The organism is Acinetobacter sp. ANC 5600 (assembly GCF_002018395.1).
In the GTDB taxonomy this organism is placed as follows: domain Bacteria; phylum Pseudomonadota; class Gammaproteobacteria; order Pseudomonadales; family Moraxellaceae; genus Acinetobacter; species Acinetobacter amyesii.
Genome location: NZ_MVKW01000007.1, coordinates 64,400 through 87,702 on the forward strand (window position 1 = coordinate 64,400; position 23,303 = coordinate 87,702).

At 42.7% G+C, this 23,303-nt stretch carries 22 protein-coding genes and 3 tRNA genes; 14 read left to right on the forward strand and 11 right to left on the reverse strand.

What is annotated here, in order from left to right:
• Positions 1-11: 11 nt before the first annotated feature.
• Together guaA and B1201_RS13885 are read right to left on the reverse strand one after the other, a co-directional pair.
• The gene (guaA, locus tag B1201_RS13880; protein WP_078194056.1) at positions 12-1,580 is read right to left on the reverse strand and encodes a glutamine-hydrolyzing GMP synthase; all 1,569 of its coding nucleotides are present in this window, start codon (positions 1,578-1,580) and stop codon (positions 12-14) included.
• 212 nt (positions 1,581-1,792) lie between these two features.
• Positions 1,793-2,215 carry a DoxX family protein gene (locus B1201_RS13885; RefSeq protein ID WP_078194057.1) on the reverse strand — a complete coding sequence of 141 codons (423 nt, stop codon included), beginning with the start codon at positions 2,213-2,215 and terminating at the stop codon, positions 1,793-1,795.
• Positions 2,216-2,409: 194 nt separating this feature from the next.
• Here B1201_RS13885 and B1201_RS13890 point away from each other — a divergent pair, with 194 nt between their 5' ends.
• Positions 2,410-3,036: a DedA family protein gene (locus tag B1201_RS13890; RefSeq protein ID WP_078191514.1), complete on the forward strand. Its 627-nt coding sequence runs from the start codon at positions 2,410-2,412 to the stop codon at positions 3,034-3,036.
• Positions 3,037-3,055: 19 nt separating this feature from the next.
• Here B1201_RS13890 and B1201_RS13895 read toward each other — a convergent pair whose 3' ends face one another.
• From B1201_RS13895 to B1201_RS13915, 5 genes are all read right to left on the reverse strand, one after another.
• A complete protein-coding gene (locus B1201_RS13895; protein WP_078194058.1) occupies positions 3,056-3,649 on the reverse strand; it encodes a LysE family translocator in 594 nt (197 codons plus the stop codon).
• Between the two features lie 307 nt (positions 3,650-3,956).
• A complete protein-coding gene (locus B1201_RS13900; RefSeq protein WP_078191516.1) occupies positions 3,957-4,361 on the reverse strand; it encodes a hypothetical protein in 405 nt (134 codons plus the stop codon).
• A 13-nt stretch (positions 4,362-4,374) separates the two neighbouring features.
• Positions 4,375-5,211 (reverse strand): ParA family protein, encoded by an 837-nt coding sequence (locus B1201_RS13905; RefSeq protein WP_078194059.1) that lies wholly within the window; start codon positions 5,209-5,211, stop codon positions 4,375-4,377.
• Between the two features lie 63 nt (positions 5,212-5,274).
• Complete coding sequence (locus B1201_RS13910; protein ID WP_078194060.1) at positions 5,275-5,667, reverse strand: SirB2 family protein; 393 nt, start codon at positions 5,665-5,667, stop codon at positions 5,275-5,277.
• Between the two features lie 8 nt (positions 5,668-5,675).
• Positions 5,676-5,987 (reverse strand): BolA family protein, encoded by a 312-nt coding sequence (locus B1201_RS13915; protein WP_078194061.1) that lies wholly within the window; start codon positions 5,985-5,987, stop codon positions 5,676-5,678.
• Between the two features lie 241 nt (positions 5,988-6,228).
• On the opposite strand from B1201_RS13915, the gene B1201_RS13920 reads away from it, so the two are divergent.
• The 9 genes from B1201_RS13920 to B1201_RS13960 all read left to right on the forward strand — a co-directional run bounded on the left by B1201_RS13920 (position 6,229) and on the right by B1201_RS13960 (position 13,459).
• A tRNA-Gly gene (locus B1201_RS13920) sits at positions 6,229-6,301 on the forward strand.
• Between the two features lie 47 nt (positions 6,302-6,348).
• A tRNA-Gly gene (locus tag B1201_RS13925) sits at positions 6,349-6,424 on the forward strand.
• A gap of 46 nt (positions 6,425-6,470) precedes the next feature.
• Positions 6,471-6,546 (forward strand) — tRNA-Gly (locus B1201_RS13930).
• 399 nt (positions 6,547-6,945) lie between these two features.
• Positions 6,946-8,172, forward strand: a complete 1,227-nt coding sequence (locus B1201_RS13935; RefSeq protein WP_171263805.1) for an SfnB family sulfur acquisition oxidoreductase — start codon at positions 6,946-6,948, stop codon at positions 8,170-8,172.
• Positions 8,173-8,183: 11 nt separating this feature from the next.
• Positions 8,184-9,407: an SfnB family sulfur acquisition oxidoreductase gene (locus B1201_RS13940; protein ID WP_078194063.1), complete on the forward strand. Its 1,224-nt coding sequence runs from the start codon at positions 8,184-8,186 to the stop codon at positions 9,405-9,407.
• On the forward strand, positions 9,407-10,843 hold the full coding sequence (locus B1201_RS13945) for an LLM class flavin-dependent oxidoreductase (protein WP_078194064.1): 1,437 nt from the start codon (positions 9,407-9,409) through the stop codon (positions 10,841-10,843). The genes B1201_RS13940 and B1201_RS13945 overlap by 1 nt, the downstream gene beginning before the upstream one ends.
• A gap of 64 nt (positions 10,844-10,907) precedes the next feature.
• Positions 10,908-11,738 (forward strand): MetQ/NlpA family ABC transporter substrate-binding protein, encoded by an 831-nt coding sequence (locus B1201_RS13950; RefSeq protein WP_078194065.1) that lies wholly within the window; start codon positions 10,908-10,910, stop codon positions 11,736-11,738.
• A gap of 10 nt (positions 11,739-11,748) precedes the next feature.
• Positions 11,749-12,819: a methionine ABC transporter ATP-binding protein gene (locus tag B1201_RS13955; protein ID WP_078194066.1), complete on the forward strand. Its 1,071-nt coding sequence runs from the start codon at positions 11,749-11,751 to the stop codon at positions 12,817-12,819.
• Positions 12,800-13,459 carry a methionine ABC transporter permease gene (locus tag B1201_RS13960; RefSeq protein ID WP_078191524.1) on the forward strand — a complete coding sequence of 220 codons (660 nt, stop codon included), beginning with the start codon at positions 12,800-12,802 and terminating at the stop codon, positions 13,457-13,459. Before B1201_RS13955 ends, B1201_RS13960 begins: the two co-directional genes overlap by 20 nt.
• 144 nt (positions 13,460-13,603) lie before the next feature.
• Here the strand turns inward: B1201_RS13960 and B1201_RS13965 are convergent, their stop codons facing one another.
• Positions 13,604-15,304, reverse strand: a complete 1,701-nt coding sequence (locus tag B1201_RS13965; protein ID WP_078194067.1) for an NAD-dependent malic enzyme — start codon at positions 15,302-15,304, stop codon at positions 13,604-13,606.
• A gap of 423 nt (positions 15,305-15,727) precedes the next feature.
• Between B1201_RS13965 and mdh the strand changes: the two genes are divergently transcribed.
• On the forward strand, positions 15,728-16,939 hold the full coding sequence (mdh, locus tag B1201_RS13970; protein ID WP_078194068.1) for an iron-dependent methanol dehydrogenase: 1,212 nt from the start codon (positions 15,728-15,730) through the stop codon (positions 16,937-16,939).
• A gap of 247 nt (positions 16,940-17,186) precedes the next feature.
• Positions 17,187-18,149: an alpha/beta hydrolase gene (locus B1201_RS13975; protein WP_078194069.1), complete on the forward strand. Its 963-nt coding sequence runs from the start codon at positions 17,187-17,189 to the stop codon at positions 18,147-18,149.
• Positions 18,150-18,170: 21 nt separating this feature from the next.
• On the opposite strand, the gene B1201_RS13980 is transcribed toward B1201_RS13975, so the two are convergent.
• Positions 18,171-19,352, reverse strand: a complete 1,182-nt coding sequence (locus tag B1201_RS13980) for a helix-turn-helix domain-containing protein (RefSeq protein ID WP_078194070.1) — start codon at positions 19,350-19,352, stop codon at positions 18,171-18,173.
• 221 nt (positions 19,353-19,573) lie between these two features.
• On the opposite strand from B1201_RS13980, the gene B1201_RS13985 reads away from it, so the two are divergent.
• Entirely contained in the window at positions 19,574-21,085 is a 1,512-nt protein-coding gene (locus B1201_RS13985) for an aldehyde dehydrogenase family protein (protein ID WP_078194071.1), read from the forward strand.
• A 93-nt stretch (positions 21,086-21,178) separates the two neighbouring features.
• Here the strand turns inward: B1201_RS13985 and B1201_RS13990 are convergent, their stop codons facing one another.
• Together B1201_RS13990 and B1201_RS13995 are read right to left on the reverse strand one after the other, a co-directional pair.
• Entirely contained in the window at positions 21,179-21,772 is a 594-nt protein-coding gene (locus tag B1201_RS13990) for a 2-hydroxychromene-2-carboxylate isomerase (protein WP_078194072.1), read from the reverse strand.
• Positions 21,773-21,820: 48 nt separating this feature from the next.
• Positions 21,821-22,570 (reverse strand): SDR family oxidoreductase, encoded by a 750-nt coding sequence (locus B1201_RS13995; RefSeq protein ID WP_078194073.1) that lies wholly within the window; start codon positions 22,568-22,570, stop codon positions 21,821-21,823.
• Between the two features lie 131 nt (positions 22,571-22,701).
• Between B1201_RS13995 and B1201_RS14000 the strand changes: the two genes are divergently transcribed.
• The gene (locus B1201_RS14000; RefSeq protein WP_078194074.1) at positions 22,702-23,280 is read left to right on the forward strand and encodes a TetR/AcrR family transcriptional regulator; all 579 of its coding nucleotides are present in this window, start codon (positions 22,702-22,704) and stop codon (positions 23,278-23,280) included.
• The last annotated feature ends 23 nt before the right edge of the window (positions 23,281-23,303 follow it).

The following is a 23,303-nucleotide window of genomic DNA, read 5'->3' on the forward strand; positions in this document are numbered from 1 at the left end:
CCGTCAGGAAATTACTCCCATTCAATCGTAGCAGGTGGTTTAGACGATACGTCATAAACAACACGAGAAACTTCAGCAATCTCGTTCATGATACGTGTAGAAATCTTGTCTACAAGATCATAAGGAAGGTGTGCAAAACGTGCAGTCATAAAGTCCACAGTTTCTACAGCACGAAGCGCGATTACCCATGCATAACGACGGCCATCACCTACGACACCCACAGATTTCACAGGTTGGAATACGGCAAATGCTTGTGCAGTTTTGTCATACCAGCCGCTTGCGCGAAGTTCTTGCATGAAAATGTCATCTGCTAGACGAAGGATGTCTGCATATTCTTTTTTCACTTCACCAAGAATACGTACACCTAGACCTGGACCTGGGAATGGATGACGGTAAAGCATTTCAAATGGAAGACCAAGTGTTGTACCTAAACGGCGAACTTCGTCTTTGAACAAATCACGGATTGGCTCAACCAATTCGAATGCTAAATCTTCTGGTAAACCACCCACGTTGTGGTGTGATTTAATCACGTGCGCTTTACCTTGTTTGCTTGCCGCAGATTCAATTACGTCTGGGTAAATAGTACCTTGAGCAAGGAAGTTCACACCGTCAAGCTTACGTGCTTCTTCAGCAAAAACTTCAATGAATTCACGGCCGATGATTTTACGTTTTTTCTCTGGATCAACTTCACCAGCAAGCGCTGTTAAGAAGCGATTTTCAGCGTCGGCACGAATCACGCGGATACCCATGTTTTTCGCAAACATGTCCATCACTTGCTCGCCTTCGTTCAAACGAAGTAAACCGTTATCTACAAATACGCAAGTCAATTGGTCGCCAATCGCACGGTGTAAAAGTGCAGCTACAACAGATGAATCGACACCGCCTGAAAGACCCAATAGAACTTTTTGATCACCAATTTGCTCACGAAGTTGTTCTACGCGAAGATCGATGATGTTTTCTGAGTTCCACAAGTTACGGCAACCACATACGCCATGTACGAAGTTAGACAATAACTCAGCACCTTTCGCAGTGTGTGTCACTTCTGGGTGGAATTGGATACCGTAGAAACGACGTTTTTCATCAGAAACCATCGCCACTGGGCAGCTTGGTGTGCTGGCAGTGATTTGGAAACCTTCAGGAATTTGAGTCACTTTATCGCCATGACTCATCCATACTTTTAATTGGTCTTTGGTATCTTCAAGATCACCAATTAAAGCATCACGGACTTTAATATCAACTTCTGCATAACCGAATTCATGTACAGTACCTGGCTCAACTTTACCGCCAAGCTGTTCTGACATGGTTTGTAGACCATAGCAAATACCTAAAACAGGTACACCAAGTTCAAATACAACTTGTGGTGCACGCGGACTACCTTCTTCATGAACACTTTCTGGACCACCTGAAAGAATGATCCCGTTTGGGTTAAATGCACGAATGTCTTCTTCAGACATATCAAATGCGTACATTTCTGAATAAACACCAGCTTCACGTACACGACGTGCAATAAGCTGACTATATTGAGAACCGAAATCCAAAATCAGGATACGGTCTTCAGTAATTTGGGTATTGGTAGTCATGGCAAACAACTATGCAGGCAACGAATATAAGCGCCGTATTCTAACATTTTTCTTGGACTTTCGCACACTATTCGGACAGGGGCAAAAATCCCAAGCCAAACGGTGTTTTTTACAACACATTTCAGGACTTTACCCATCCGCTTTCAATCAGCGATAGACATGAAAAAAGCGGCAGAACGCCGCTTTGATGGATGCTCGGACTCATGACAACTTTATTTTGATTTTTCAATCCAATGATCAAAACTGAATTGACCAGCACCATGCAGCATGAGAAATAATAAGCCGCCAGACATCGCCAAGTTTTTCATAAAGTTAATGCCATCTTCAGCACCACCATGGAATAAAAATGCAGTGATTAAACTAAATACGGTTAGACCCAATGCCGCAAAACGTGCTTGAAAACCAAACAATAAAGCTAAGCCACCACCCAACTCAACTAAAATGGTGATCGGAAGTAGCCCTGCCGGTACACCCATTGACTCCATATAACCTGCGGTTGCAGTGTAAGCCGTAATTTTGCCCCAACCTGCCACAATAAAAATATAAGCCATTAATATACGTGCAACGAGACTGATCACTGCATTGATTTGCGGCTGTTGACTCAGATTTTTCACCACTAGATTTGGATTAAACATACTGAAACCTATTCTTAATACTGTTCAAAAGATGTGCTTAGATTAGGTCGTTTCTTATTCTCTTTAAATATGCTTTTATAATACTCATCATTCCATATATAGAACGATTTTACTGATAATTAATTACGTTTTAATACTGACTTTACTGCCCCAGACTGATAGCATCAGACCACTATTTTACGCATATACGCCCCATGGAACTGATTGATTTTATACTACATGTTGATGACCATTTACTCGAGTTCATTACCAATTATGGCGTATGGATTTATGCAATTCTGTTCCTGATTATTTTTGTTGAAACCGGTTTAGTGGTCATGCCCTTTTTACCGGGTGACAGTCTTCTGTTTGCAGCAGGCGCGCTCGCTGCGTCAACAGGTGCCATGGATCCGTGGGTTTTGGTGATTTTGCTATTTATCGCGGCAGTCTTGGGCGACACGCTGAACTACCATATTGGTAAATATATTGGCCCACGTGTCTTTGAAATTGAATCACGCTTCATTAACCGTCAACATTTGGTGAATACGCAAAAATTCTTTGAAAAACATGGTGGTAAAACCATTATTTTTGCCCGCTTTATTCCTTTTGCACGAACCTTCGCGCCTTTTGTCGCAGGTGCAGGCAGCATGAACTACAAGTACTTCCTGACTTTTAACATGATTGGTGCGATTTGCTGGGTTGGCTCATTTATCACTTTGGGTTATTTATTTGGCAATATGCCAATCGTGAAAGATAACTTCACCCATCTGATCTTCGGCATCATTATTATTAGTGTTTTACCGGGTGTGATTGGTTTTATTCGAGCAAAATTAAAAAAGTAAACTGATATGGTGAACGCCTTTAAGCAAAAAAGCGTAAAACCACAGGGAACATACATAAAATCAGCATCAGGGCCGACCCTTTATACAGAAGATCGGCCTTAATTTTTTGGGTCTTACCAGCCAAAATCGTCCGTCCAAATGACATCCAAAACAACGAAACAGGCAGCAAAACCACGCTAAATACAGCGAAAACCAAAATAAAATTTAATGGGCTAGCCCAAGTTTCAATCGGGAAAATACCTGCAGCAAAAAGCAACGCTTTCGGATTTTTTAACGAGGAAATGAATAATTCACGTGGTTGAATTGAAGGATGTTTTTGATTGTACTGATGTAAATGCGTCGATTTCCACAAATGAAAAGCCAACCATAAAACATAGGCAATACTGAGAAAATGTAGCAAGTGAATTAAATTCGGCCACACTGGAGTACTTAAATGAATAATCAACGCCCATAAATTAATGGCATAGAAATAGCCCAATAATTCTGCAGGAATCAGCATGCACGTCTTTGCAATGCCTTGTTGATGTGCAGAGCTTGCCATTAGTGCATTGCTAGGTCCCGGCGTCATCATCACCGCAATCATTGCAAATACAAAAAGCCAACTCTCAATCATAAATATCCAGACAATGTTTCAAAGCGCACACCTTAGCCGAAATGAATTTAAAAAAACAAGTACGCGCTAGGTCAGTTTTATCCTTGTACAAGTCAAAGTGATCACACTGAATGTTCAAGATCAGAAGGAGGCATTAAAATTTACGAATAATATTTAATTTAATTTTTTCATAGATTTAAATATTTTATTGGCTCTAAATAGTGCAGTTTATTTGACTCAAAAAAAATGCCAGTAGACGCCTCGCCTACTGACAAATTTTATTACACTTTTCTCATAGCACAGGCCTAAGCCTCTGCTCATGATCCGTTTATGATTTTGCTGCAGTAGCCGAATTTGCGCGAACGATAATCGGACAACCTTTAAATTTTGCTGCCTGTACAATCGCTTCTTGCTCACCTAAAACACGTGAAAGTTCGGTACGTTTGGTATTTGAAGATTGTCCCATATTGACCGAAATACTCGGACCAATTCCCCAACCTCCACGGCTGCCCCAGCCACCACCGAGGCCAACACCGACACCAACGCCTGTGCGCTTCGGTGTTTCTACACCATTTTGAATATAGTCGTGGATTCGGTTGTATTCGCTTTGCAATTGTTGGCAACTCAAAGACTGATACTGTGTAGGTGAAACATAGCTTGGTTTAGGCGTACTTGCACATGCACCCAATACAACAGCAGTGAAAGCAACTAGACCACATTTAAGTGCATTCATACTTTTCTCGATACTACTTTTGCTCAATTTCATTGAACAATGATTGATAGGCTTGCGTCAATTTATGATCTGCAGCCAAATGGATTAAAGGTTGATTTTTATGATGAGATTCTTTCATCAGCACTGAAGGCGGTAACATGCTGTCCAATACAGGAAGACCTTCATCTTTGAGTTGTTGTACAACTTCACGCGGTAACTTCGCCTGTGCTTGAAATTGATTGACCACAATGCCTTCAATTTCCAAACGATCATTATGATCATCCTGCGTTTCCAACACATTTTCGATCAGGGTCTGTAAAGCTCGTTTTGAAAACACGTCACAGTCAAATGGAATCAGCACGCGATCTGCCGCAATCAACGCAGATAAAGTAAAAAAGTTAAAGGCCGGCGGTGTATCAATAAACACTCGATCATATTGACCGCTCATCTGCTGCAAAGCATCACGCAGTTTGTAAATTTTATGCTTAGATTCTAAGGCATGTGCCAACGCACCCAAATTTGGGCTTGCAGGAATTACATCTAAATTTTTAAACGGTGATTGATGTACATAGCTTTCTAGACCTTTAGTACGATTTTTTAAAATCGAACCAATGGCATTTCCCAACAAACCTTTACTTTGTTGCGTCCCCAAGACTTCTTCAAAATAATTTTCAATATTGGGTTCAAGTGCGGGCTTATCTGCTGAGTACGTCGCATCATCCCCCAACAAATATTGACTTGAATTGGCTTGAGGGTCGAGGTCAATCACCAAAGTTTTTAAACCTTGGTGCGCGCTTATCGCAGCTAAATTGACCGTAATACTCGATTTCCCCACACCACCTTTTTGGTTAAATACCACACGCGTACACATTCAAAACCCTCTAATCTTTGTTTTTCTACTCAAGCCTTGAAATCGGCCATGTGGATAAGCCATTTATCCAAAAACTGGTTTAATTATAACCAATGTAATGATGAAAATAAGTGCAACAGCTGCAATAAATAAGCCCGCACGGCGCTGAACCAATAAAACACTGTCATCTTTTTTATACGCTTTAGATAAAGAAGACAGCAACGCTAGAAATAGTACAACTTTGGCATAGAACCATGGCTGCACATCAAAGTTCTTCATAAACAATAAGATAATTCCTGTCACAGCAATTAAAGCCATTGAGCCATGTTGCAATGCAACAAAAAACTTACGACCTGCTGGATTCGGTAAATTGCCCTGCGTCCCTTTGAATAGTGTAAAAGCACGAATGAAAATGGCAGCACAGCCTAAAGCCACGCCACACATATGAATGATTTTAATGATTAATTGCGTTTCCATGGCTCACCTTAAGATGACTTAGGTGCATGCGCACATTCAGGGCTAGTGGTGTCTTGACCTTTCCATTCTTCAGGTAAAAACGCATGAATGGCCAAGGCATGAATTTGCCCCGGACTAAGTAAATCACCGGCTGCGGCATAGACTTTTTGATGACGTTGCACCAAACGCAAGCCTGTAAAAGCCTCACTCACGATCACCGCTTTAAAATGCGACTCTTTACCTGGGAAATAACCACCATGACCTGCGGACTCATTCACCACTTCAAGATGTGTAGGCGCTAATGTCTGTAGACGCTCAATTAATTGCTGTTCTAAACTCAAAACGGCTCTCCCAAATTCAAAAAAGGTTCAACTGGTCTTAGTATAGCCTGTATTTGTTGAAGTTCTTGTGTCGCAAAGTTGCTGAAACCGCCTGAATTGCATGATTTCATCAAAATGGAAGCCTTTGACCTGCAAAAATATTCCAATTTTCAAACAAATTGTTTTTATTTTATGCAAACGATGCACAGTTTTTCATAAAGTTATTGACCTGAAAAATCCTTAATGTATTATACGTGGCTATGCGGGAATAGCTCAGTTGGTAGAGCATAACCTTGCCAAGGTTGGGGTCGGGAGTTCGAGTCTCCTTTCCCGCTCAAAATTTTTTCATTCGGTTTTTTATTTAAAAAATTGGATAGACTCCGCGGGAATAGCTCAGTTGGTAGAGCATAACCTTGCCAAGGTTGGGGTCGGGAGTTCGAGTCTCCTTTCCCGCTCCAAATTTTTTTCGATTCAGTTTTTTAGTAAAAAAACAGGATAGACTCCGCGGGAATAGCTCAGTTGGTAGAGCATAACCTTGCCAAGGTTGGGGTCGGGAGTTCGAGTCTCCTTTCCCGCTCCAAATTCAAAAAGCCCTCATCGAAAGATGGGGGCTTTTTTATTGCAGATTGAAAAACATCTGAATCAATTTATAGCCCTTTTTTAATCTTTGCATAGCTCTATGATATTGAGCATCTATTGGAGTTCAAGCTGATTGATCACCATTAATAAAAAGTATTAAAAAAAACAGCTAAGCCCCTGTCTTAGATATATTATTTTTAAAGTTGAATATCTACAAAGTTGCTAACACCAGATTTTCATCATCAATCCTCTTGTTGTTTTCCCTACATCTATTGTTTTAAATCAAACACTTATTTTATCTAATTTGCATAATTTTTATGCAGATTAAATGCTAAAAAGACATTTTGCTAAGTTAAGAATAATCCATCATTTAAAGAATCACGCATTTACGAGTAGCGTTTTGATATCTATTAAAGGTGTCATTATGTCTCATTTAATCTCTGAAAATATTCATGTTATTGAAAATGATTTAGAAGCAATTCATGCAGCGTATCACGTTGCAGATTTTGCTTTGGAAGGTCGAAATGAACGTGATCAGAACCGCCTACTGCCTTTTGCAGAAATCGACTTATTCAGTCAGAAAGGTTTAGGCGGCATTCGTATTCCCAAAAAATTTGGCGGTGCCTACGTATCGAACAAGACGCTGGCGCAGGTTTTTCGCATTATCAACAAAGCAGATTCTAGCGTGGGCCAAATTCCACAAAACCAAATTGCCTTGCTATATATGATTGACCTCATGGGAACGGATGAACAAAAAGCCTTTATTTTTAATGAAATTTTACAGGGAAAACGTTTAGCTAATGGTGGGCCAGAGCGCAACACCAAAGACACTAAAACCTTAAACACAACGCTGCGCATTGAAAATGGAAAGTATGTTGTTAATGGTGAAAAGTTCTATTCAACCGGCAGTAGTTTTGCAGATTGGTTGGCGATTAAAGCCGTTCACCCTGAAGGTCATGTTGTCCTGACCATCATTGATCGACACGCTACAGGCGTAGAAGTGATTGATAACTGGAATGGTTTTGGTCAGCGTACAACGTCTAGTGGCACCGTCAAACTAAACCATGTGGCAGTAGACCCCCTATTAATTTTTGATGAACGTAAGCTTTCTGCAGGGCCAACGTATCGCGGTGCCTTTTCACAATTGATGCAAGTCGCGATTGATGTCGGGATTGCGGAAGCTGCCTTTGCAGACACCCTTTCTGCGGTACAAAAAGCCCGTCCGATTGTGGATGCACAAGTTGAGAAAGCCAGTTTTGAGCCCTACACCCTACAAGAAGTGGGGAAATCTGCCGTTTTATTGGATGCTGCGATTTTACTTTTAGATGAAGCCGCAGATTACCTCGATGAATTAGATCAGCTTGATCAGGTGAGTGAACAACAAGCCGCTCTAGCTTCGATTCGTGTCGCTGAAGCTAAAATCTATGCCAATGATGCAGCCTTACAGATCTCTGAAAAACTCCTTGAATTAGGCGGCAGCCGTGCAAGTTTGAGTGTCCATAACCTTGATCAACACTGGCGCAATGCCCGAGTACACACCTTACATGATCCTGTGCGCTGGAAGCTGCATACCTTAGGCGACTATTACTTAAATCATAAATTACCTGCACGCCATGCGTGGATTTAAGGAGAATTCTGATGACCTCATTTCCAAATATTAATTCGCTACAGGCCATATCAACAACACCTGCGCATATTATTCAGTCCGATGCAGAAGCACTTGAAATTGCAAAACAATTGGCTGAACAATTTAGAAAAAATGCCGTGCAACGTGATGCCGAACGCATACTGCCGTTTGATGAAATCGAGGCCTATAGTCAATCTGGTCTCTGGGCAATCACGGTTCCCAAGGCATTTGGCGGTGCCGAAGTTTCAAGTTATACCGTGGCGCAAGTGATTGCGCTTATGAGTGGTGTAGATGGCTCAATTGGGCAAATTCCACAAAACCATTTTTATGCATTGGAAGTATTACGAAACACCGGCACAACTGAACAAAAGCAAAAGCTTTATGCCGAAGTGCTTGCTGGCGCTCGTTTTGGCAATGCCTTAGCCGAGTTTAAAACCAAAACCGCTGCGCAAAAACAAACGTCGATTCGCTCTCATGACAATGGTTTTGTGGTGAATGGTGAGAAGTTTTATTGCACCGGCAGTTTATTTGCACATCGTATTCCCACATTGGTCAAAGACCCCGATGGTCGTGAATATTTAGCCTTTATTGCACGTGAAAGTACAGGTTTAGAGCTGATCGATGATTGGACAGGGTTTGGACAGCGCACCACGGGTAGCGGCTCTGTAAAATTTCACCAAGTTGCAGTTCCTGCCATAGATGTCATTCCCTTTGATCGTGCATTTACGGAGCCGACATTGGTTGGGCCATTTGCGCAAATTATGCATGCTGCGATTGAAGTCGGTATAGCGCGCGCAGCCTTTGAAGAAAGTTTGCACCGCGTACACCAAGCACGACCATGGATTGATTCAGGTCTTGATCTTGCAAGCGAAGATCCTTTAACCAAATACGAACTCGGTCGCATTGCCGCAGATGTTCGCGCCAGTGAGGTCTTGCTGAAACAAGCCGCTCGTGCCATCGATGCTGCTCGCCCACAGCCCAATGCTGAAAACATCGCAAAAGCTTCTCTAGATGTCGCGAAAGTGCGTGCGCATAGTACTGAAACCGCACTGAAAGCGGCATCAAAATTGATTGAGCTTGCAGGCAGCCGTGGCAGTCAGCGTGAAGATGGTCTAGATCGATTTTGGCGTAATGCACGTGTCCATACCTTGCATGATGCAGGGCGCTGGAAATATTTCTTCATTGCTAATTACCTCCTAAATGGCGTATTGCCCCCACGTCGAGGGACCTTGTAATGAACCAAACCACCACAGTAGATACCCGATCACATTCAGCCAAGAAAATTTTACTAAATGCCTTCGACATGAACTGTGTCGGCCATATCAATCATGGCTTATGGACCCATCCACGCGATGAGTCACACCGCTTTAATGAACTGAGCTATTGGACGGATCTTGCCAAAACCTTGGAGCAAGGGCTGTTTGACGGGCTATTTATTGCAGATATCACAGGGGTCTATGATGTTTATGAGGGCAATATTGATCTCACACTTAAAGAGTCGATCCAACTGCCGAGCCATGACCCCAGCACCCTGATTTCTGCAATGGCTGCGGTCACTGAAAACTTAGGTTTTGGTGTAACAGTCAATTTGAGCTATGAAACGCCTTATCAATTTGCACGTCGATTTGCCAGCCTAGACCACCTGACCCAAGGTCGAATCGGCTGGAATATCGTGACTGGATATTTAGATAGTGCAGAACGCCTCATTGGGCAAAAAGGCTTGAAAGATCATGACCTACGCTATGAACAAGCTGAAGAGTTTTTGCAGCTTTGCTATAAGTTTTGGGAAGGCTCTTGGGAAAATGATGCGGTTCAAAAAGATAAAGCAAATCGCATCTTTAGCGACCCCAAAAAAGTACATGCCATTCAACACCAAGGCAAGTTCTATCAAAGCCAAGGGGTATTTCAAGTTTCTCCATCGATTCAGCGCACCCCTGTGTTGTATCAGGCCGGTGCTTCACCACGTGGCTTAGCTTTTGCGACGCAACATGCAGAAGGGATGTTTATCGGTGCGGACAGCGCTGAAAAAGTCAAAAATCAGGTACAAAAAATTCGCAGCCAAACCGCAGCGCAAGGTCGTGACCCACAAGCCGTGAAACTCTTTGTTGGCATTACGATAGTAACCGCAGAGACCGATGAGCTCGCCCAAGAGAAATTGGCTGAATACATTCGCTATGCCAATCCTGAAGCGGGATTGGCACACTTTTCCAGTTCGATTGGGATGAACCTCGCCAATTTTGCAGAAGATGAAGCCATTCCGTATCAGCAGACCAATAGCATCGCATCGGTCAATCAAAAATTTAAAGAGCAAAAAATTACGCGCCAAGATTTGCGTGCTCAGCACGTTCTAGGTGGGCGTTATCCGCTCTTTGTCGGGAGTGGCGCCAACGTTGCAAAGCAGTTGATTGATTATTTGGATGAAACTGGCATCGATGGATTTAATCTGACTCGCACCGTTGCACCTGAGTCACATCAAGATTTTATCCGTTTGGTCATTCCTGAATTACAGCAACGTGGTCGCTATAAAACTGCATATGACACCGGTAGTTTACGGCAAAAACTGTTTCAACAAGGTGACCATTTAGCCACGACACATCCTGCTCATTGCTATCGATGTCCCACTTCCGAAACATCTTCTCAGGCAACACTTAAAAACGTTGAAACAGCATAAGCTGCATTTATAAAACAACATGTTAGACAAAAAATTTAATTATTTGGAAATATAGAGGTGTGCCATGGCACAAACAGCAAAATCTAAATTCACACTGATTGGTGTAATCGTGGCCATCTTGGTGATTGGCTTAGTTATTTGGAATCAACAAAAGAAAAGTCATCAAAGTGAATTGGTGATTGGGATTAGCCCATCTTTTGCTAAACCCTTACAAGTCGCTGCAGATGAAGCCAAGCAGCAAGGACTGAACGTGAAATTGGTGGAATTTTCGGACTGGAATACCCCGAATATCACCCTAAACCACGGCGATATTGACGCGAACTTTTTCCAACATCAGCCGTTTCTAGACAATGCAAAAAAAGAAACGGATTTTAAAATCAAAGCCTTTGATGTCGGTGCTGCTACCCATGTCGGACTGTATTCAAAAAAGTATAAAAACTTTGCTGATTTACCCCATAAAGCCAAAGTGGTGATTCCGAATGATCCGGTCAATCAGGGCCGTGCCTTACAACTGCTACAGCAAGCCAAGCTCATTGAACTGAAACAGCCAGATAACTTTTTATCGACTTTAAATGACATTGCAGCGAATCCTAAACAGCTTCAATTTATTGAGGTGGAAGGCCCTCAAACGGCACGTGCAATTGATGATGTCGATCTGGCTTTTGGCTATCCACATTATTTACGTTTAGCAAAAACTGCCGATCCTGAAAATGCATTGTTATTTGACTCCAATACTGACAAGCGTTTTGCCATCTTATTTGCCGTACGTGATGACTATGTAGATCATGATGATAAACTGCGTAAATTTGTCGATATTTATCAAAACTCACCTAAAGTTAAACAAGCATTGGACGCAGATTTTGGTGCAAAACTGTGGTTCCCTGGTTGGAAATAAGGAGTCACTCATGGTGAGTTTCGGTTCATCGGTTGAATTTGCCGTCCCCCATATCCAAATCAAAAATTTAAATAAATTTTATGATGTGCAAGGACAGCAGGTTCATGCCTTAAAAGATATCAATCTGAATATTCCACAAGGCAAAATATTCGGCATTATTGGGAAAAGTGGCGCGGGTAAATCCTCACTGATTCGAACGCTGAATGGCTTAGAACAAATCAGTGATGGCAGTATTCACATCCATCAACAGGAATTATCTCGCCTAAATCACGCAGAGTTGATTGCTCTGCGTCAGCGTATTGGGATGATTTTTCAGCATTTTAATTTGATGTCTGCCAAAAGCGTGTATGACAATATCGCGCTGCCCCTTAAAATCGCCAATTTCAGTCAAGCCGATATTTCTCAGCGAGTGAATGAAGTGCTGAAGCTGGTGGGTCTTGAAAATAAAGCAGAACACTACCCTTCTCAGCTTTCCGGTGGGCAAAAACAACGTGTTGGGATTGCACGAGCGTTAGTTCATCATCCAGAAATTTTACTCTGTGATGAAGCGACTTCTGCACTCGATCCAGAAAGTACTTCTGTTGTGCTGTCTTTGCTTAAAGAAATTAATCAAAAGCTCGGTATCACCATTGTGTTGATTACCCATGAAATGCAGGTCATTCGCGAGATTTGCGATCAGGTTGTGGTGATCGATCAAGGCGAAATTGTAGAAGCAGGACAGGTTTGGAAAGTGTTTTCTACGCCTCAGCAGCAGATCACACAAGAGTTACTCAACCTTGAACAACTTGATTTACCAAGCGACATTCAGCCACAACCGTCAGATTCAAATGATCAAATCATTTTAAAATTACGCTATGAATCGACACTACAACAGTCGCCGGACTTAAAGTTTATTTTTGATCAATTTCAGGCGCCAGTACATCTGTATCAAAGTCATATCGATAGTATTCAAGGGCATTTAATTGGCTCGTTGATTGTTGCTGTGGACCACAGCCATTTAGAGATCAAGGCCTTATCTGAACAACTTAAACACCATATCGCACAGATTGAGGTACTTGGCTATGCACGACCAACTCATTGATTTACTGATTAGTGGAACCATTGATACTTTACTGATGGTCGGCGTTTCAGCCTTTGTGGCCTTTCTGATCGGCCTGCCTTTAGCGGTCGTATTGGTGTGTAGTGCTGAACACGGGATTTATCCTTCAAAAAGCTTAAACCACACACTAGGTTGGTTGGTCAATATTACCCGTTCGGTGCCTTTTCTGATTTTAATGGTGGCGCTCATTCCGCTCACGCGCTTTATCGTGGGCACCAGTTATGGCGTTTGGGCTGCCGTCGTGCCTTTAACCCTTGCGGCCACGCCTTTTTTTGCACGCATTGCAGAAGTGAGTTTACGTGAAGTCGATCAAGGTCTGATTGAGGCCGCTCAAGCCATCGGCTGTAACCGCAAACAAATCATTTGGCATGTGCTGCTCCCTGAAGCGCTTCCCGGCATCGTCGCGGGCTTTACTGTGACCTTGGTGACCATGATTAATTCTTCTGCCATTGCAGGCGCTATCGGTGCAGGTGGTTTGGGGGATATTGCTTATCGGTACGGTTATCAACGCTTTGATATGCAAATCATGTTGGCAGTGATTGTGGTATTGGTCGCGATCGTAATGCTGGTTCAAGCCTGTGGAGATCACATTTCCAACCAATTGGATAAACGCAAAATTTAAAGATTTAAAACACCCCGCTCGATAATTTTTCGTATTTCTTAAAAAAATATGCCTCTATACATAAAAAAATACCCTAATCTGGATTAGGGTATTTTTCGATTAGATGCAAAATCGATTCTGTTCAATCAGCATCTTTAGACCAAATTAATAAGTCACACGGACATAATCACGATATTCAGGTTTCCAGAAATTCTCTTCAATGGCCTGTTCTAGTACTTCAATGCTGACATTTGGCGCAACACCATCAGCAATCGCAGCTAATGCCACTTTCAATGCGATTTTCTTCGAAATATCCTGTAAATAATCCAAACTTGGCAATAAATCGGCATTTGGATCTGCCAATTTTGGTGAACAGTCTGCCAACGCCGTACTAGATGCCATCAGCATATTTTCCGTCACACGTTTCGCCCCAGATGCAATCACACCGAGACCAATCCCCGGGAAAATATAGGAGTTATTACACTGTGAAATCTGATGAATCTTGCCATGATAATTCACTGGTGCAAATGGACTGCCAGTCGCAATCAGGGCCTTACCTTTGGTCCACTCGATAATATCTGCAGGCACCGCTTCGACACGCGATGTTGGATTAGACAGTGGCAACACAATAGGCTGTTCACAATTCGCTGCCATCGTTTCAATGACCTCTTGGCTAAACAGTCCCGGTTGTCCCGAAACGCCAATCAATACAGTCGGTTTAGCATGTGTAACTACATCCAATAACGAAATGACTGAATCTGCATTTGCCCAATGAGCAACGTTATCCGGTGCTTGCGCAAGTTTGCGTTGGAAATCTAAAAGATTCGGCTGATTTTCAGTAATTAAACCAAAGCGATCGACCATAAACACCCGCGCACGCGCTTGAGCATCGGTTAAACCTTCCGCCACCATTTGCTTGATAATCTGCTCTGCAATCCCGCAACCTGCTGAACCTGCCCCTAAGAATGTGACGATTTGATCTTTGAGCTGCTTGCCTGCTGCGCGTGATGCCGCAATTAAACTTCCGACAGACACCGCTGCTGTCCCTTGAATATCGTCATTGAAGCAGCAAATTTTATCGCGATATTTTTCCAATAAAGGCATCGCATTTTTTTGTGCAAAGTCTTCAAATTGAATCAGCGCTTTTGGCCAACGTTGTTGAATGGCTTTAATCACGTCATCGACAAATTGATAATATTCTTCACCGCTGATACGAGGCTGACTCCATCCCATATAAATCGGGTCATTCAACAGCTGTTGGTTATTGGTTCCGACATCTAAAGTAATCGGCAATGTATAAGCTGGACTGATCCCACCACATGCGGTGTACAGCGACAACTTACCAATTGGAATCCCCATCCCTCCAATGCCTTGGTCACCAAGTCCAAGAATACGTTCACCGTCCGTAATAACGATCACTTTCACGTTCTTTTTATTCACGTTATGAATAATTTGGTCGATATGATCACGGTCAGGATATGAAATAAAAATCCCACGATGACGACGGTAAATGTCTGAGAAGCGCTGACAAGCCTCACCCACTGTTGGTGTATAGATGATCGGCATCATCTCACTGAGGTGGTTTTCAATTAAGTGATAGAACAATGTTTCATTGGTATCTTGAATATTGCGCAGGTAAATATGCTTATTGATATCACTATTAAATGCACAATATTGCTGATAAGAACGCTGACTTTGCTCTTCAATGCTTTCTGTGACGTGTGGAATTAAACCGTGTAAATTAAAGCTCTTACGTTCATCTTCATTAAACGCAGAGCCTTTATTTAAAAGTGGGAGTTCTAAAAGTGTATTTCCGGCATAAGGAATATATAAAGGACGTTTCGTTTTCAAATTTTCACTGGGCATTATTTAACTCGTTTAATTAATCTTTTGTTTCGCACTGCAAAAAGCGAAATGCACAAAAGTGACTATCTCGTTATTTGTTATAGCCTATCCTGATTCGAGCGCTTTGGGGCATTTAGTAAATTGATACTACTTTAAGCAAGATTTTATAATCTGATAAGACCAAAGCGATTCATACCAATTTCAAACACATTTATTTTAATCTTTTGATTCAAATGACGCAGAATGACTACGACTTTTAGCGAATATCGTTCAATATTATTTTTATAAATAAAATATAAAATCAAAAACTTACTATGTATTAATACAAATCCATAAAATTGGTAGGTCTTTGGTAGGTGTGAATTTAAAACATCCCTCGCAATACTCAGTTTAGGTGAGTATCACCCATAACAAATGACAATGAATGGTAGAAGGAATCGCACCATGGCTTTTAAAAATATTGCAGATCAAACAAACGGTTTTTACATCCCTTGTGTTTCACTTTTTGGTCCCGGCTGCGCTAAAGAAATTGGCGCAAAGGCGCAAAATCTTGGCGCTAAAAAAGCGCTCATCGTGACCGATGCCGGTCTATACAAATTTGGTGTGGCAGACACCATTGCCTCATATTTAACTGAAGCTGGCGTAGAAAGTCATATATTCCCGGGCGCAGAACCCAACCCAACTGACACCAACGTGCATAGCGGTGTAGATGCCTACAATGACAATGGCTGTGATTTTATTGTCTCTCTCGGTGGTGGCTCTTCTCATGACTGTGCCAAAGGCATTGGCTTAGTCACCGCAGGTGGTGGTCATATTCGTGACTATGAAGGTATTGATAAAAGTACAGTCCCAATGACTCCACTCATTGCGATTAATACCACCGCAGGTACGGCATCAGAAATGACCCGTTTCTGTATCATTACCAATACTGACACCCACGTTAAAATGGCGATTGTCGACTGGCGTTGTACCCCTCTTATCGCCATTGATGACCCGAAACTGATGATTGCAAAACCTGCGGCGCTCACTGCAGCAACCGGTATGGATGCATTAACGCATGCGGTCGAAGCTTATGTTTCTACAGCAGCCAATCCTATTACCGATGCTTGTGCTGAAAAAGCCATTTCAATGATCAGTGAATGGCTCAGCCCTGCCGTCGCCAATGGCGAAAACCTAGAAGCACGTGATGCGATGAGCTATGCACAGTACTTAGCAGGGATGGCATTTAACAATGCATCTTTAGGTTATGTCCACGCGATGGCGCACCAACTCGGCGGCTTCTACAACTTGCCACATGGCGTATGTAATGCCGTGCTGTTACCACACGTTTGCGAATTTAACCTGATTGCCTGCCCTGACCGATATGCACGTATCGCGCAGCTCATGGGTGTGCCAACCGACGGTTTAACGGTGACTGAAGCGGCTTATGCAGCGATTGCAGCAATCCGTGAACTCTCTGCTTCGATTGGCATTCCATCGAGCCTTTCTGAACTCGGTGTGAAAGAACAAGACCTCAGCATCATGTCTGAAAATGCGCAAAAAGATGCCTGCATGCTGACCAACCCACGTAAAGCGACTCATGCTCAAGTGGTTGATATTTTCAAGGCAGCGCTTAAAGCCAATGCCTCTGTGGTCGACTTCAAAGCGGCCGTTTAAGTTAAGCCCTCAAAGGTCTTCATGTTTAAGTGACCTAAGTGCCTACATTACCCTTTGAGTTTGGTGATGTAGGCTCAACTGAATCCATTTCACTTTTTATTTCAGGGAAGCGACTCTAGATTGGTCGTTTTCATACTGAGGTCACTCTTTTTTTAGTTCGTAAATCAGCATCGATTATTCATTTGACAAAAGCTTATGGCTCATCAAGGATAAAGCATAATGTCCAATAATATTGATGAGTATAATAATGAGCCATTCACATATTCAGTATCAGCCTGACATTTTGGGCGCAGGCTATGAACAAGCCACGCTGACCTTCCCGGATGATTATGAAGGCCCTGTGGTTGCCACACTGGTTCGCAAAAAAGCAGCGGCCCCCACCTCCAAAGCGGTGCTCTATATCCATGGCTTTATCGATTATTTTTTCCAAACCGAAATGGCGGAACGCTTCAATCAGCACGGTTTCGACTTTTATGCCTTGGATTTAAGAAAATATGGCCGCTCCATCCGCCCGCATCAAAAATATTATAATGTGCACAACCTCTCCGAATACGATGCTGAAATTGACCAGGCCCTTGAGATTATCTCCGCTGAAGGGCACGATGCTTTACTGCTCTGTGGTCATTCCACAGGTGGCCTCACCACGACCTTATATGCGGCCCATCATCCAAATCATTCTCTAATTAAAGCACTGTGGTGTAACAGTCCATTTTATGACTTTAATATGAATCCGATTAAGCGTGCGCTGGGTATTCCACAGCTCAGTAAATTGGCAAAAACCTTTCCCAATTTAAAATTTCCAAGTGAACTGAATAAGTGGTACACCGCCAGCTTACACCGCGAACTCAAGGGTGAATGGGACTTCAATTTAGACTGGAAAAAGACCCGCTATCCAATGGTGTATTTAAGTTTCGTGCGGACAATTTATGAGGCTCAAAAAGAGATTCATCGAGGTATCAGCCTAGATGTACCGGTCTTGGTCATGCACTCGCATCAAACTAAAAATCCCAAAAAATGGGGTAAAGCAGCGCAGACCAGTGATGTGATTTTAGGTGTAAAAGACATCCAAAAATATGCCAAGAAAATTCAGGGCGATGTCACCATTCAAAGCATACACAATGGCTTGCATGATTTAGTGCTTTCGGAAAAAACCGCGCGTGAACAAGTCTATACCCAGCTCTTTGAATGGCTGGCCAATAAAGGTTTTTAACAGCCCGAATGACATTGCAACTTACTGTTTTAATTTCAACAAGGTCTGATGTACGGGATGTGATCTCGGCATCAGCTCAATAAGGCGTTCAACCGCATCGATAGCTTCAGGGAAACGCGCGACATGTTTGAGTAGAACATCTGTTTCTTTGGCATTAAAAATCGCTTGGCTCAATCGTGACTCAAGACAATCACGCCATGCCCCTAAAAATGGGCTTTCAGTTTTAGCCAAGAAAACCCCTGAACACAGTTTTAAGGCCGAATCGATATAACCTGCATCTAAAGCTTGCTCAGCTTGCAAAAAATCGGCTTCGACTTGTGCCAATAAACGATAGGGACGTGAGCCTAACATGCCGCCCAAAATATCGCGTAGCTGCGACATTTCAGCTTTTAAAGTCCCAACACTCACCTTACGTTCACCATATAAGGCTTGATGCAAAGTATCTAAGGTCATGCCTTGCGGACATAGCGCCAAGATAGTCAAAATTTCAATTTGCCGTGGGGTCAGCACCATCACTTTGCCATTAAATAACACTTGCGGCACTGCAAAGGCCCGAATATACAAATGCTGTTTTTGAAAATCGAGCAAAGCCGATTGAATAATCGAAGCGCAGCGTTCAGCCGCAAGTAGCCCTAAACTATTGTGGTTTTTCCACACGGTGGATAAATCAACCACGCCCAAAATTTGCTGCGTATGTGGATCGATAATCGGTGCTGCATAGCAGACCCATTCATGTACTGATGGCATGTAATGTTCATTTGAAAACACACAACTCGACTGTTGGGTTTTTAAAGACAACGCTAATGCATTGGTGCCGACCAATTCTTCGCGCCATTGCCCACCTGCAATAAAATGTACACTTTCCGCAGCACTTTGCATTTGCCGACTCGACGCACTCCAAATAATCGTGCTACCTACATCGCCCACGGCAAGTACCATCGACGACTGTTCGGCAATGTGTTTTAAATCTTCGGCACAATGTTGCAACGCATGATGCAATGCCGACTGTTGTTGACTTTGAGGGCTTAAATTTACCAAAGGCGCAGCACTCCGATTTTCCGGAATTTCCGCCTGCGCAGATCGCTGCCAAGAACTCGCAATGCTCTCATTCAATTGCGAGGTTTGCTGCTTTGACAGACTCATGCCCTGCCTTAACCGTTCGACATTCTGTCGTTTTTCAGATAAGTCCTTCTGTATCATCATTCATTATTCTCACAACAATTCATGACTAAAAATCCGTTTCCCGGCTTTTGTTTTTAAGACTGAAAAAAAATATTGTAAACCTTCTTGTCTCCAACCTTTTTCCAACCTTATACAGGCTATGCTAATCAAATAATGTACAAAAGTACCTTATACCAAAGCTGTAGATTGCCACAGATGGGCAGCCCAACAAGATCATAATAAACAAGCAAAGGAAAATTCATATGCGTTATGTCGATCCTAATCAACCCGGTTCAAAAGTTCAGTTTAAAGCTCAGTATGAAAACCTGATTGGTGGCCAATGGGTCGCGCCAGTGAAAGGTGAATACTTTGAAAATATCTCCCCTGTAGACGGTAAAGTTTTTACCAAAGTGCCACGTTCTTCTGCTGAAGATATCGAATTGGCTTTGGATGCAGCGCATAAAGCCAAAGCCCAATGGAACGCCTCTTCCCCAACCACACGCTCAAATATTTTATTAAAAATTGCCGATCGACTTGAAGAAAACCTAGAGCTCCTTGCTGTCGCAGAAACATGGGACAACGGTAAACCGATTCGTGAAACCTTAGCCGCTGATATTCCACTGTGTATCGATCACTTCCGTTATTTTGCCGGCTGTATCCGTGCGCAAGAAGGCGGCATTTCTGAAATTGATGAAAATACTATTGCTTACCATTTCCATGAACCACTTGGTGTGGTCGGTCAAATTATTCCGTGGAATTTCCCAATCTTGATGGCGGCTTGGAAACTTGCTCCAGCATTGGCTGCGGGAAACTGCATCGTGTTGAAACCTGCGGAGCAAACGCCTGTCAGCATCTTGGTCTTGGCTGAACTCATTCAAGATCTACTCCCACCGGGCGTGCTGAATATTGTGAATGGTTATGGTGTTGAAGTCGGTCGTCCATTGGCGACCAATCCACGCATCTCAAAAATCGCCTTCACAGGTTCAACCGCTGTCGGTCAAATGATCATGCAATATGCGACTGAAAATATCATTCCTGTGACTTTAGAACTTGGTGGAAAATCACCGAACATCTTCTTTGAAGACATCATGGACAAAGACGATGAATTCTTAGATAAAACACTCGAAGGTTTTGCCATGTTTGCGCTGAACCAAGGTGAAATCTGTACCTGTCCTTCACGTGCTTTGGTGCAGGAAAGCATTGCTGATCGATTCTTGGAAATGGCAGTAGAGCGTGTGAAACGTATTAAGACGGGTCATCCTTTAGATACTGACACCATGATTGGCGCACAAGCATCGCAAGAGCAGCAAGATAAAATCTTGGGCTGTATCGCTACAGGTAAAAATGAAGGTGCACAGCTCATTACTGGTGGTGACCCACGAAATGAAGTCGGTACAGGTTTCTATATTGAGCCAACGATTTTTAAAGGCACCAATGACATGAAGATTTTCCAAGAGGAAATCTTCGGCCCTGTGCTTTCAGTAGCAACCTTTAAAGACTTTGATGATGCCATTAAAATTGCCAATGACACGATTTATGGTCTAGGTGCAGGGGTTTGGTCGCGTTCAGCGCATACTTCATATCGTGCGGGTCGTGCTATTCAGGCAGGTCGTGTATGGACCAACTGTTATCATATCTACCCTGCACACGCAGCATTCGGTGGCTACAAAAAATCAGGGATCGGCCGGGAAAACCACAAAATGATGCTTGATCATTATCAACAAACCAAAAACTTGTTGGTGAGCTATGACACCAAACCAATGGGCTTCTTCTAAGTCTTAGTATCAAAAAACAAAAAGCGAACTTCGGTTCGCTTTTTTATTAGTGCTGCTTTTAAATTGAATGAACGGTCTACCGCGCTGGGTCATTCATTTTGCAGACAAGGCATACTCAACAAAATGTAAATGATCAACACCCCAATATAACTCATCATCGACAAACCAACTTGGCGCCCCAAACACACCACGTTCAATAGCTTCTTCGGTCACCACTTTCAGCTCAGACTTTACTTTTTCATCTTCAAGCCATGATTTAACTTGCTCTACATCCAATCCAAGCTCCTGCATCAATTGAATTAATTCATTGAGATCATTTAAATTGCGTGGCTGACCAAACATCGCGTTAAAAATACCCGTCAGTACATTGAGAAATGCTTCAGGCTGAAATAACTGGACTGCGGTTATCAAACGCATCAACTGCAAAGTATTGATTGGAAAATACGGATTCATCTGTACAGGTATCTGCCATAGATCTGACCAGCGTTTAAGATCCCGCATGGAATAGCGTGCCTTTGCAGGCACAGCCATCGGACTACTGTTGCCAGTAGCTTTAAACACCCCACCCAATAACATCGGTTTCCAGATAATCTCTGCCTGATATTGCTCAGCAATGTGCTGAATACGGTGAAATCCGATGTAGCTATATGGACTGCCAACATCAAAATAAAACTCAATGACTTTCATTTTTTTCGTCCTTTTTTGCTTATTTTCCTAATATTTTTAAATCAATGCTTACCAACGTGCCATCCACGGTCGCAGATCTAATTCATGCGTCCATGCATCTCGTGGTTGCTGTGAGAGATGCCAATAATTTTCTGCAATATGTACTGGATTTAAAATACCATCTTGCTCTTTTTTAGCATAAAGATCAGGGAATGTATCTTTGATAAAATCGGTATCAATTGCACCATCAACCACCACATGCGCAACATGAATATTACGTGGACCTAGTTCCCGTGCCATACTTTGTGCCAATGCCCGCAGCGCATGTTTTGCCCCTGCAAATGCTGCAAATCCTGACGCACCACGTGTCCCAGCTGTTGCTCCTGTGAAAATAATCGTGCCTCGTTCACGTGTCACCATGCGTTTTGCCACTTCCCGACCCGTTAAAAAAGCCGAGAAACATGCCATCTCCCATATTTTGAAATATTTACGTGCGGTTTCTTCCGAAATACTACAAGGGACGTTGGCACCAATATTAAAGACCATGACCTCAATCGGGCCAATGTTTGATTCGATATGCTCGATGAGTTCAATCACTTGCTCTTCTTTTCGAGCATCCGAACCAAAGCCAAAAGCAGTCCCTCCCTGTGTTTGAATTTCAGCAATTAAAGGCTTTAATTTGTCTGCATTTCGTCGTGTCATACAAGCAATATAACCCTCCCGGGCAAAACGTTTGGCTATTTCACCGCCGGTGGCATCTCCTGCACCAATGATCAATGCCACACCTTTGGCAGGCTGAGATATATGTTTATTTTCCATGACGATCTCCTCGTGCTGGATAGTTTTTTTATTCCATGTGCGATCAATTTTATTGAATAACGATCGTTACTATAACGAATACTATGTTATGATTAATTTATCGTCAATCATAATTTTTTAGGGTCATGCACATGCGCTACAAACCCGAATACAAACAACAAAAACGCCAAGAACTTTTAACCATCAGCGGACAAATTGCGAAAAAAAATGGCTTTGCTGCAACAGGTGTTGACGGCTTAATGAAAGCTGCAGGTGTCACTAGTGGCGCATTCTATTCACATTTTTCGTCAAAACAGGATTTACTCAAAGCATTGGTTGAATATGAATTGCAGCAAAGCTTTAACATGTGGCAAAGCAACCCGCATCACAATGCAGCCGACTGGATTAATTTTGAATTAGATCGTTATTTAACCCCTTCCCACCTTGAACATCCTGAACAAGGCTGTGTTTTGCCGACACTTGCGACCGAAGTAGCTCGTGCAGATGACACGATTAAACAGGCCTATGAAAAGGAATTACTGCGCGGTCATGCTTTATTTAGCGCACATTTGGCGAGTGAAGAAAAAGCTTGGGCCATGATGTCCCAATTGGTCGGTGCGGTTTTAATTGCGCGTGCAGCCGCAGATCCACATTTGCAAAAAACTATTTTAAATGCCAATAAGATGATGATTCGGCAATATTTAGAGAGCCATGTGGCTGCATCAACGTGATTGATTTTTATGTGACAGTTCAT

Coding starts and splice junctions, on each gene's coding strand:
- B1201_RS13910 (WP_078194060.1), bottom strand. CDS start 5,667: ATGGAAACGCAATTAATCATTAAAATCATTCATATGTGTGGCGTGGCT.
- guaA (WP_078194056.1), bottom strand. CDS start 1,580: ATGACTACCAATACCCAAATTACTGAAGACCGTATCCTGATTTTGGAT.
- B1201_RS13890 (WP_078191514.1), top strand. CDS start 2,410: ATGGAACTGATTGATTTTATACTACATGTTGATGACCATTTACTCGAG.
- B1201_RS13990 (WP_078194072.1), bottom strand. CDS start 21,772: ATGAAAGTCATTGAGTTTTATTTTGATGTTGGCAGTCCATATAGCTAC.
- B1201_RS13895 (WP_078194058.1), bottom strand. CDS start 3,649: ATGATTGAGAGTTGGCTTTTTGTATTTGCAATGATTGCGGTGATGATG.
- B1201_RS13905 (WP_078194059.1), bottom strand. CDS start 5,211: ATGTGTACGCGTGTGGTATTTAACCAAAAAGGTGGTGTGGGGAAATCG.
- B1201_RS13985 (WP_078194071.1), top strand. CDS start 19,574: ATGCGTTATGTCGATCCTAATCAACCCGGTTCAAAAGTTCAGTTTAAA.
- B1201_RS13975 (WP_078194069.1), top strand. CDS start 17,187: ATGAGCCATTCACATATTCAGTATCAGCCTGACATTTTGGGCGCAGGC.
- B1201_RS13955 (WP_078194066.1), top strand. CDS start 11,749: ATGGTGAGTTTCGGTTCATCGGTTGAATTTGCCGTCCCCCATATCCAA.
- B1201_RS13995 (WP_078194073.1), bottom strand. CDS start 22,570: ATGGAAAATAAACATATATCTCAGCCTGCCAAAGGTGTGGCATTGATC.
- B1201_RS13950 (WP_078194065.1), top strand. CDS start 10,908: ATGGCACAAACAGCAAAATCTAAATTCACACTGATTGGTGTAATCGTG.
- mdh (WP_078194068.1), top strand. CDS start 15,728: ATGGCTTTTAAAAATATTGCAGATCAAACAAACGGTTTTTACATCCCT.
- B1201_RS13965 (WP_078194067.1), bottom strand. CDS start 15,304: ATGCCCAGTGAAAATTTGAAAACGAAACGTCCTTTATATATTCCTTAT.
- B1201_RS13960 (WP_078191524.1), top strand. CDS start 12,800: ATGCACGACCAACTCATTGATTTACTGATTAGTGGAACCATTGATACT.
- B1201_RS13945 (WP_078194064.1), top strand. CDS start 9,407: ATGAACCAAACCACCACAGTAGATACCCGATCACATTCAGCCAAGAAA.
- B1201_RS13980 (WP_078194070.1), bottom strand. CDS start 19,352: ATGATGATACAGAAGGACTTATCTGAAAAACGACAGAATGTCGAACGG.
- B1201_RS13900 (WP_078191516.1), bottom strand. CDS start 4,361: ATGAATGCACTTAAATGTGGTCTAGTTGCTTTCACTGCTGTTGTATTG.
- B1201_RS14000 (WP_078194074.1), top strand. CDS start 22,702: ATGCGCTACAAACCCGAATACAAACAACAAAAACGCCAAGAACTTTTA.
- B1201_RS13885 (WP_078194057.1), bottom strand. CDS start 2,215: ATGTTTAATCCAAATCTAGTGGTGAAAAATCTGAGTCAACAGCCGCAA.
- B1201_RS13940 (WP_078194063.1), top strand. CDS start 8,184: ATGACCTCATTTCCAAATATTAATTCGCTACAGGCCATATCAACAACA.